Origin of the sequence: Mycobacterium sp. 1245801.1 (assembly GCF_001673055.1) — a bacterium.
GTDB classification, from domain to species: Bacteria; Actinomycetota; Actinomycetes; order Mycobacteriales; family Mycobacteriaceae; genus Mycobacterium; species Mycobacterium europaeum_A.
The window spans coordinates 36,524-44,571 of the sequence record NZ_LZKY01000187.1 but is presented as its reverse complement, the minus strand read 5'-3'; the positions used below and the strand labels follow the sequence as shown (position 1 = coordinate 44,571).

Genomic DNA, 8,048 nt, shown 5'->3' with positions numbered 1-8,048 from the left:
CGACCGTTCCGGGTTCGCCCGCCGAGCCCGACACATCGAGCAGCAGCAGCACCGACAGGTCGCGCCGGCGGCGCAGGCTGTCCAGGTACACGGCCTCGTCGGGCACCGACCCGGCCCGCACCTCCACGCGGGCTTCCACGGCCGCGTCGATGTCGATGTCGTCGCCCTGCGCCGCCGGCGCGACCTGTCGGTGCTGCTGCTGCTCGATGTGTCGGGCTCGGCGGGCGAACCCGGAACGGTCGGCCGCACGGTGCACGAACAACAGCGTGCGGCGGTCGCGAACCTGACCGTGGCGCTGCACGATCTCGGTGACCGCGTCGCGTTGTACGCCTATTACTCGCAGGGCCGGCGCGCGGTGAGCATGGTGCCGGTCAAGCGGTTCGACGACCAGCTGAACGCCCAGGTCATCAGGCGGCTGAACAGCCTGGAACCCGGCGCGTACTCGCGCCTGGGCGCCGCGATCCGCCACGGTGCGGCCACCCTGGAGGCGCGCGGCGGCACGTCACGGCGGCTGCTGGTGGTGCTTTCCGACGGGCTGGCCTACGACCATGGCTATGAGCGGCCATACGGTGCCGCGGACGCGCGCCGCGCGCTCACCGAGGCCCGCCGCCGGGGAACCGGTTGCGTGTGCCTGACGATCGGCGCGGGAACCGACGTGCACTCGTTGCGCCGGGTCTTCGGCAGCACCGCACACGCGACCATCGCACACCCCGACCAGCTCGCCGGTGTGATCGGACCCCTGTTCCGCTCCGCGCTGCGTTCGGCGGAGGTGCGCCGCAGGATATCCGTGATACCAAGTCCCAGAACACCATTGGCGCACCGGACCGCCGTCGCCAGCGGCCGCGCCACTTGAAACAAACATCTGTTCCGGCTAGGCTCCAATCGCCGGAAGTAGCAGAAGGGAAGCTATGGCCAACGAGTCCGGGCTTGCTTACTTCAACCGAGGGACCCCCGAGGGGGAGCCCGTGCGGCCTTACTACCAAGCGGTCGGCAGCGAAGAGGCCGTTTTCAAGGCGGCCTATCGGCAGGGCCTGGCGCTGGTCCTCAAGGGCCCGACGGGCTGCGGCAAGACGCGATTCGTCGAGGCGATGGCCCACGACCTCGGGCGCCCGCTGATCACCGTCGCCTGCCATGACGACCTCACCACCGCGGACCTGGTCGGCCGCTATCTGCTGCGCGGCGACGAGACGGTGTGGGTGGACGGCCCGCTGACCCGGGCGGTGCGCGAAGGGGCGATCTGCTACCTCGACGAGGTGGTGGAAGCCCGGCAGGACACCACGGTGGTGCTGCACCCGCTCGCCGACCACCGGCGACAGCTGCCCATCGAGCGACTCGGCATCACGCTGGACGCGGCGCCCGGATTCGGCCTGGTGGTGTCCTACAACCCCGGCTATCAGAGCGTGCTGAAGGATCTCAAGGACTCGACTCGACAGCGGATGGTGGCCATCGAATTCGATTTCCCCACAGCCGATATCGAAGAGGGCATTGTCGCGCACGAGGCGGGCGTGGACCGATCCACCGCGGCCGAGCTGGTCCGCTTCGGGCAGGCCATCCGCCGGCTGGAAACCGGCGGGCTGCGGGAGGTGGCGTCGACGCGGGTGCTGATCGCCGCGGGCAGGCTGGTCGCCGAGGGGTTGAGCATGCGCGACGCGGCGCGGGCCGCGATCGCGGGCCCGCTGACCGACGACGTGGCGGTGGGCAAGGCGCTGGGCGAGATGATCGAGATCTACCTCGCGCCGGATGGGTCCGGCGGGTCCGATGATTGACGCTGCATACCGCCCCCGCTAGGGTCTGAACAAATATTAGGTTTGCCATTCGGCGCGCGATTCTGTCACCTGGGAGGTCGGATGTCCTACGAGAGCAGCGCAGAGCCCATCAAGGTCGGTTACCTGATGGACTTCACGCTCCCGCCGGGTTTTCCCGAGGATCTGTTCGCCTCCTTCACCCAGACTTTCGAGCTCATCTTCGAAGAAGCCGTCGCCGAGGGACTGATGGACCGGCCGGTGCAGATGATCTACCGCGAGGTCGAGGGTTTGCCCAAAGGTTCGGTCAAGGCGGTGATCGATGCGTATGGCGAACTCGTCGACGAGGGCTGTCTGGTGGTGTTCGGTCCGAATATCACGGATAACTGCGTGCCGTTGCGAGAAGCGATCGAGGAACGCTTCAAGGTCCCCGCGATCAGCGTGACCGGCACCGACGACTGGCTGGGCGAGTGGACCTTCGCCTTCCCGCAGGGTTCCATGACCGACGAGCCGATCTTTTTGGCCGACCTCATCGCCAAGCGCGGACTCGCCGAGATCGGCGTGCTGGTCGAGCAGAGCCTGATCGGGGAGAGCTACCTGAAGAACCTGCGAAGTGCCTGCCGGCGCAAGGGCATTCGGATCGTGGCCGAAGTTCCCATCGCGCAGACCGCCCAGGATATCAACGCCGCGGTGCAAACGCTGCACGAGGCCAAGGCCGAGGCGATCGTGCACCTGGGCTTCGGCTTCGGCATCGTGTTCATCAACCCGGCGCTCGAGTCGCTCGGGTGGGACCCGCCCCGCTTCACCACGACGGCGTGGCAGAACGCCTGGGTCAACCCGATCATGTGGAACGCGTTCATGGGCTGGACGGGTGTGGACCAGTACGACGAGGCGAACCGGATCGGCCAGGACTTCCTCGACAGGTACGCGGCGAAGTACAACGGCAGTCGCCCCGAGTTCTGTGTGACCGTGGTCAACCGCGACGTCGCCGCGACGTTGGTGCGCGCGTTCACCGACGCCCATCCGTTGAGTCCCCGCGGCGTCAAAGAGGCGTTGGAACGGGTCAAGATGATGCCCGCCGCCTCCGGCGCGCCCGGCACCCGGGTGTCGTTCGGCAAGTGGACGCGCCGCGCCTGGATGGGTGCGGGCTATCTGGTGGCGCGGACCCTCGACGCCGACGGCATCAACTCGCACCTGGTGGATCGCTTCGGAGAGGAAGACTGATGTCCACAGAACAATCCATCCCGCTGACCACGGACGACAAACCCGTCGCGCCGGGCGGGCGCAAGCGCAGCTGGGGCGGTTGGATCGCCGGCGCGGCGCTGGCCGCCTTCGCGTTGTTCTTCATCGCGAATTGCCGTGTGGCCCTTGACCCTCGCGTCGCGAACCCAGGCGTGCAGGGCCGGCCGCGCCCGGTGAAGTTCACGTTCGGGCTGGACTACATCGGCTTCCTGGACTGGGCCACGGTGGTGGCGCTGATCGTGCTGTTGATCGTCTTCATCAGGGGCTGGCGCCGCAATCCCGGTAGCCCGGTGATGCTGATGTTCTTGTGTACCACGCTGATCGTGTGGCAGGACCCGATCATGAACTGGTCGCCGTTCGCGGTCTACAACCCAGATCTCGTGCACTGGCCGGAATCCTGGCCGCTGGTGTCGTTGTCGCCGACGGTCGAACCGTTCGTGGTCTTCGGTTACGTGATGTTCTACTTCGGCCCCTACTTCCCGGCCGTCTGGCTGCTGCGCAGGTTGCAGGCGAAGTACGGGCCCACCGGTTACGTGTCACGGCATCCCCTGATCAGCCTGGGGCTGATCACGCTGGTGATCGGTTTCATCTTCGATGCCTTCCTGGAAAACATCCTGATCCACTGGGGCATGTACATCTACTCGCAGGTGATCCCGTGGGGATCGGTGTTCACCGGCACCACCTTCCAGTTCCCGCTGGTCTGGGAGTCGTTCTCGGTGTGCTTCGTGATGGTCCCCGCGGCGATCCTGTGCTATCGCGACGACACCGGTAAGTCCGTCGCGGAAAAGCTTGCCGCAAAAGCGAAGTTGTTCCCCACGCGACCGGTGCTCGGCACGTTCCTGGTGATGTTCCTCATCATCAACGTGTCGTACTTCGCCTACGGTGGCTGGTTCTGGGCCATCAAGGCCAGTCACGCCGCCACGTCGGTGGCCTGCCCGTGGCCGTATCCCGAGGCCAAAGTCTATGACCCGCAAGGCTTCTACGAGAAGGCGGGTGCCCAGGGCCCTTACTCGGTCGGCATCTGGTCGACGTGGGCGAGCGGCGAACCCAACGGCCGGCCCCACGTCGATCCTCCACCGCCGGGCGAAGGCGCCTGCGCTGTCCAGGATCAAAAGGCGAGCCGGCATGGTTGAGCCGCGCGCCGTCGTCATCACCGGTGCATCCCGCGGACTCGGCTTCGCCTCCGCGGTGCGGATGTACCGGGAAGGATGGCGCGTGGTCGCGGCCATGCGCACTCCCGACCAGGCAATGCCGCTGCTGCGCAAGGCCATTGAGGATCAGGGCCTGGACGCACCCGACGACGACCGGCTGATCGGCGTCCAGCTCGACCTGACCGACAACGCGTCGATCGCCGCGGCGGCCAAGTCGATCGAAGAGGCCGTGGGCGCACCGTACGCGCTGGTGCACAACGCGGGCATCTCGGCCGCCGGCATGGTCGAGGAAACCGATATGGCGTTGTGGCAGCGCATGCTGGCCACCAGCCTCCTGGGCCCCGTCACGCTCACCCAAGCGTTGTTGCCGTCGATGCGGGCGGCGGGCCAGGGGCGAATCGTCCTGGTTTCCAGCGCCGCCGGAGTGCGCGGCCAGCCCGCAACCGCGCCCTACTCGGCGGCCAAGGGGGCGCTGGAGCGCTGGGGGGAATCGATGGCGTGCGAGATCGCGCCGTTCGGCCTCGGCGTCACCGTCCTGGTGGCCGGCACGTACGACACCGAGATCATCACCGACGCCGGCACCACCGATGACCGCAACTTCGGCGGCCCGTACGCCCGGCTGCACAACACCATGAACAGCCGCGGGCGTTTCGCGATGAAGATGGCCCGCCCACCCGAGCGGTTCACCGACGGCCTGCTCAGGGCGATCGAGGATCGGGGTGCGTTCCGCCGGCGGGGCGTCGGCCCGGATGCCTCGATGCTGTTGGTGGCCAACAGGATTCTGCCGGCGGCGGGCATGCACCACATGTCGCGGATCGTGCTGGGCATACCCCGTCAGGGTTCGATGCGCGACGGCGCGTGGCCCCTGACCACAAGCCAAAAAGCGATGGTGTTCGTCGCCCGTGTTCTTCCGCAACCGGCACTGCAGCGCTTGGCCGCGGTGGCCGGGCGGTTCTCGTCATCGAAGAACGCGGCACAGCAAGGGGATTGAAGGGGCAATCATGGAACAACTTTTCGACGATCTGGAAGACTTCGGCGCCTTCGACGACGCGGTCTCGGGGGACGTGCGCGACCCGTACACCGAGCTGGCCCGGCTGCGCCGTGAGGAACCGATCCAGCGCCTGGACACCTCCGGGATGCCGCACGAGGAATCCAAGCCGGTCTTCATCGTCTACCGCCACGAGGAAGCCCAGCAGATGCTGCGCGATAACGAGACGTTCTCCTCGGCGGCCGTCATCGCGGCGTTCGGCCCGGTCCTGGGGGAGCGGGTCATGCTCGGCATGGACGAGCCGATCCACGGGCGGCTGCGGTCGCTGGTGTCAAAGGCGTTCTCGCAGAAGGCCTTGGCGCGCTGGGAGGACGAGCTGGTCGGCCGCGTGGCCAATGGCCTCATCGACAAGTTCGCGGCCAACGGCAAGGCCGACCTGGTCAAGGAATTCACCTTCGACTATCCGAGTCAGATCATCGCCGGTCTGCTGGGGCTGCCCGAGGAGGACTACCCGCAGTTCCAGCGCTGGTCCATCTCGCTGCTGAGTTGGATCCTGAACCCGGAACGCGGACTCGCCGCATCGGCGGCGCTGTGCGACTACTTCGCGCCCATCCTTGCGGCCCGCCGTGCCGAACCCAAGGACGATCTGATCAGCGCGCTGGCCCAGGCGGAGATCGACGGCGAGAAGCTCGAGGACGAGGAGATCTATTCCTTCCTGCGGCTGCTGCTGCCCGCCGGAGTGGAGACCACCTACCGCGCGCTGGGCAACCTCCTGCTCGCGCTGCTGTCCGATCCCAGGCAGCTCGACGCCATTCGCGCGGACCGGTCGCTGCTGCCGCAGGCGATCGAGGAGGGCGTGCGGTGGGAACCGCCGCTGTTGACGATCACCAGGGTCGCCACCCGCGACACCGAACTCGGCGGAGTCGCGATCCCGGCCGGGTCGAGCGTGATGCCGATGCTGGGCGCCGCCAACCGGCAGGAGGACCGCTACCCCGATCCAGACACGTTCAACATCCACCGGCAGCAGAGGCCGAATCTGGCCTGGGGGCACGGCGTGCACGTCTGCCTCGGCATGCACCTGGCCCGCCTCGAGATGCGCACGGCCATCAACCTGCTGCTCGACCGGCTGCCGAATCTTCGGCTGGACCCCGAGGGGGACGACCCGCACATCCGCGGCCAGGTCTTCCGGTCTCCGACGTCGGTTCCGGTGCTGTTCGAGCCCCAATAACCGGCCCCGCAGCGGCTGCAACTTGCCAATCGGCTAGTTTGCGGTAAGGCTCTCCGTAGCCCCTCCATGATTCAGAAGAGAGTGACAGATATGACTGAGGCTGTAAAGGTCCGCTTCGAGCCGAAAATGATGATCGACGGCAAGCTCGTCGAGGGCCAGGCCGGTACCTTCACCAACATCAACCCGGCGACCGAAGAGTCCCTCGGCGAGGTTTCCGATGCCTCGAAGGAGGACATGCATCGGGCCATCGACGCCGCCCGGCGCGCCTTCGACGAGACCGACTGGTCGACCAACAAGGAGCTGCGCAAGCGCTGCCTGCTGCAGCTGCACGAGGCGATCGAATCCGAGATCGACGAGCTGCGCGAGGAGCTGATCCTCGAGGTCGGCTCGCCGCGGGCCATCACCTTCGGGCCTCAGCTGGACGCGCCGCTGGAAGACGGGCTGAAGTACCCGGCCCGGCTGATTGACGAGTACGCCTGGGAAACCGACCTGGGCGACAAGGTGATCAGCCTGACCGGCACGCTGACCACCCGCAAGGTGTGGCGGGAACCGGTGGGCGTCGTCGGCGCGATCGTGCCGTGGAACTTCCCCTTCGAGGTCACCCTCAACAAGCTGGGCCAGGCGCTGGGCACCGGCAACACGGTGGTGCTCAAGCCCGCACCGAACACGCCGTTCAACGCGAACCGGCTGGGCCGGCTCATCGCCGAGAAGACCGACATCCCCGCCGGCGTGGTCAACGTCGTCACCGCCTCGGACCACTTCGTGGGTGAGGAGCTGACGCTGTCGCCGAAGGTCGACCTGATCTCGTTCACCGGCTCGACGGTGGTGGGCAAGCGGATCATGGAGAAGGGCGCCGCCACGATGAAGCGGCTGTTCCTCGAACTCGGCGGCAAGTCGGCCACCATCGTCTTGGAGGACGCGGACTTCGCGACGGCCTGCATGGTCGGCATCGCGCCCTGCATGCACGCCGGTCAGGGTTGCGCGAACCCCACCCGGCTGCTGCTGCCGCGGTCCCGCTACGACGAGGGCGTGGAGATCCTGAAGAACATCTACGAGAACGTCACATGCGGCGACCCGCAGGACCCGGGAACGTTGTGTGGGCCGGTGATCTCGCAACGGCAGTTCGACCGCGTGACGGGCTACATCCAGAAGGGCGTCGAAGAGGGCGCCACGGCGCTGGTCGGCGGCCCCGGTGCGGAAACGGGCTTCGACAAGGGATACTTCATCCGGCCAACGCTTTTCACCAACGTCGACAACAAGATGACCATCGCGCAGGAGGAGATCTTCGGCCCGGTGCTCTCGGTCATCCCTTTCGACGACGAAGAGGACGCCATCCGGATCGCCAACGACAGCGTGTACGGGTTGGCCGGCAACGTGTTTGCCGGCTCCCTCGAGCGTGCGCTGTCGGTGACCCGCCGCATCAAGGCCGGCTTCATGGGCGTCAACGGGGGCGCCCCGTACGGTGCCGACACGCCGTTCGGCGGCTATAAGGAAAGCGGTGTGGGCCGCCAGAACGGTGTGGCCGGATTCGACCAGTACACCGAGATCAAGTCGGTCGCCTACCCGGCCGTGTAGCAAGGTTCCCCTTCGGCGAGATTGCCGTCAGGGTCGCAGTTTCGGCTTGATCGCGACCGTGGCGGCAATCTCCGTTTCTGGCCCTCATTTTCGGGCTCCTCGGCTTGACCTAATATTTGTTC

General features: G+C 66.9%; 7 protein-coding genes. All 7 read left to right on the top strand.

Annotated elements, in window-relative coordinates; all coding sequences use genetic code 11:
* On the top strand, positions 1-853 hold an 853-nt coding region (locus A5622_RS11830; RefSeq protein ID WP_369829235.1), incomplete at its 5' end, for a VWA domain-containing protein.
* A 55-nt stretch (positions 854-908) separates the two neighbouring features.
* Positions 909-1,766 (top strand): CbbQ/NirQ/NorQ/GpvN family protein, encoded by an 858-nt coding sequence (locus tag A5622_RS11825; RefSeq protein WP_066866156.1) that lies wholly within the window; start codon positions 909-911, stop codon positions 1,764-1,766.
* An 81-nt stretch (positions 1,767-1,847) separates the two neighbouring features.
* Positions 1,848-2,966 carry an ABC transporter substrate-binding protein gene (locus A5622_RS11820; protein WP_066878663.1) on the top strand — a complete coding sequence of 373 codons (1,119 nt, stop codon included), beginning with the start codon at positions 1,848-1,850 and terminating at the stop codon, positions 2,964-2,966.
* Positions 2,966-4,117 carry a spirocyclase AveC family protein gene (locus A5622_RS11815; protein ID WP_066878661.1) on the top strand — a complete coding sequence of 384 codons (1,152 nt, stop codon included), beginning with the start codon at positions 2,966-2,968 and terminating at the stop codon, positions 4,115-4,117. The genes A5622_RS11820 and A5622_RS11815 overlap by 1 nt, the downstream gene beginning before the upstream one ends.
* Positions 4,110-5,126: an SDR family NAD(P)-dependent oxidoreductase gene (locus tag A5622_RS11810; protein WP_066878658.1), complete on the top strand. Its 1,017-nt coding sequence runs from the start codon at positions 4,110-4,112 to the stop codon at positions 5,124-5,126. Before A5622_RS11815 ends, A5622_RS11810 begins: the two co-directional genes overlap by 8 nt.
* A 10-nt stretch (positions 5,127-5,136) precedes the next feature.
* A complete protein-coding gene (locus tag A5622_RS11805; protein WP_066878656.1) occupies positions 5,137-6,351 on the top strand; it encodes a cytochrome P450 in 1,215 nt (404 codons plus the stop codon).
* Between the two features lie 90 nt (positions 6,352-6,441).
* Positions 6,442-7,926 carry an aldehyde dehydrogenase family protein gene (locus tag A5622_RS11800; RefSeq protein ID WP_066866165.1) on the top strand — a complete coding sequence of 495 codons (1,485 nt, stop codon included), beginning with the start codon at positions 6,442-6,444 and terminating at the stop codon, positions 7,924-7,926.
* Positions 7,927-8,048: the final 122 nt, after the last annotated feature.

Excerpts from the sequence above, each read along its gene's own strand:
- A5622_RS11810 (WP_066878658.1), top strand. The coding sequence starts at position 4,110 with ATGGTTGAGCCGCGCGCCGTCGTCATCACCGGTGCATCCCGCGGACTC.
- A5622_RS11800 (WP_066866165.1), top strand. The coding sequence starts at position 6,442 with ATGACTGAGGCTGTAAAGGTCCGCTTCGAGCCGAAAATGATGATCGAC.
- A5622_RS11825 (WP_066866156.1), top strand. The coding sequence starts at position 909 with ATGGCCAACGAGTCCGGGCTTGCTTACTTCAACCGAGGGACCCCCGAG.
- A5622_RS11805 (WP_066878656.1), top strand. The coding sequence starts at position 5,137 with ATGGAACAACTTTTCGACGATCTGGAAGACTTCGGCGCCTTCGACGAC.
- A5622_RS11820 (WP_066878663.1), top strand. The coding sequence starts at position 1,848 with ATGTCCTACGAGAGCAGCGCAGAGCCCATCAAGGTCGGTTACCTGATG.
- A5622_RS11815 (WP_066878661.1), top strand. The coding sequence starts at position 2,966 with ATGTCCACAGAACAATCCATCCCGCTGACCACGGACGACAAACCCGTC.